The 1345-nt window shown below is 42.8% G+C and carries 2 protein-coding genes; both read right to left on the bottom strand.

The genetic code is table 11. The annotated features are described in order from the left end of the window. Window positions 1-7 precede the first annotated feature (7 nt). Window positions 8-835 carry an MIP/aquaporin family protein gene (locus SPD53_RS19755; protein ID WP_235763372.1) on the bottom strand — a complete coding sequence of 276 codons (828 nt, stop codon included), beginning with the start codon at window positions 833-835 and terminating at the stop codon, window positions 8-10. A gap of 261 nt (window positions 836-1096) precedes the next feature. Continuing rightward, the coding region (locus SPD53_RS19750; protein WP_336253579.1) for a glycerol-3-phosphate responsive antiterminator at window positions 1097-1345 on the bottom strand (249 nt) is incomplete at its 5' end.

The raw sequence follows: 1345 nt of genomic DNA, 5'->3' as shown, positions 1-1345 counted from the left end.
ATTTTGCTTAAGATACTTTTTTATTAGCTATCGGTCTATTCGGTGCTTTTTTTAATTCGATGCTTGCAGCGGCCACAAATATGATAGCTACCACCACACTCGCTATCCAAAACATCGTGGTATAAGCACCTGTAAAGAAAGCTTGATAAAACAAGGCCCCATAAACCCCGCCGATAATAGGACCAATCACCGGAACCCACGCGTATCCCCAATCAGAGCTTCCTTTACCGGGTATTGGAAGCAGGGCATGTGCAATCCTTGGTCCTAAATCACGTGCCGGGTTAATCGCGTAACCTGTAGGTCCTCCTAAAGACATACCGATCGCAACAATTAACGCACCCACAACAAGCGGGTTTAACCCTTCCGTAAATTGATTGGCACCAATAAAGAGTAGACCTAGAAGCAGAGCGAACGTACCAATCATTTCAGTAACAAGGTTTGATAATGGACTCCGGATTGCCGGTCCTGTTGCGAATACGGCTAACTTCAGGTCCGTCTCCCTTGTCTCTCTCCAATGAGGTAAATAAGCAAAGAAAACGATGGTGGCTCCAATTATAGCACCAACCATTTGTCCTGAAATATACGTTAATACATTTTCCCAAGGAAATTCTCCAATAGCAGCAAACCCTAAAGTAACAGCTGGATTCAGATGGGCTCCAGAAAAGTTTCCTGCGGCGTACACCCCTAAAGTTACCGCAAGTCCCCATCCGAGTGTTATTAGCACCCAGCCACCGCCAGCACCTTTTGACTTGTTCAAAATATTGCTTGCTACCACACCGCCGCCAAAAATAATGAGAACCATCGTACCAATGACCTCTGCTAGAAACGCTGACATCCCTTAACCCCCTTTAAATATTAAACCCCTTACAACAAGTTATGACAAGCCTTTAAAAAAAATCACACCTCACCCCATAATATTTCCCGTTCAAAGAAATATGGGGTGCAGTGTGATTCTCTCATCTCCAGCACTTCGCTTAACTTGTAACTAGCATTCTACATCATCGTGAAAGCGTTGTCAACAAAAATATTTCAGGTTTTTATTTGCGTCTTTCAGCTTGAAGGCAACAAGCAAAGATGTGGTCTTAGTTTCTAACTGCTAAAGCTCCCAAAGTAGGTTACTCGAGGTTGTTACAGCTACGGCACCATTTTTAATAGTTTCCTTAACATCCTGCTCTGTTCTGATTAATCCCCCGGCAATAATGGGTATGCCCGTTTCTTCTTGTACTTCTTTAATGATTCCGGGTAGAATTGCCGGTAATATTTCAATATAATCAGGATTCACCCGCTTCCATATTTGCAAATTGTGATCAAGTGCATGACTATCTAAAGCAAATAAACGTTGAAT

This window comes from Oceanobacillus sp. MO10714A (assembly GCF_037072045.1).
Lineage (GTDB): Bacteria > Bacillota > Bacilli > Bacillales > Amphibacillaceae > Oceanobacillus > Oceanobacillus indicireducens.
Note: the sequence above shows the minus strand (reverse complement) of the source record. Positions and strands in the feature narration are given on the sequence as shown.

Excerpts from the sequence above, each read along its gene's own strand:
- SPD53_RS19755 (WP_235763372.1), bottom strand. The coding sequence starts at position 835 with ATGTCAGCGTTTCTAGCAGAGGTCATTGGTACGATGGTTCTCATTATT.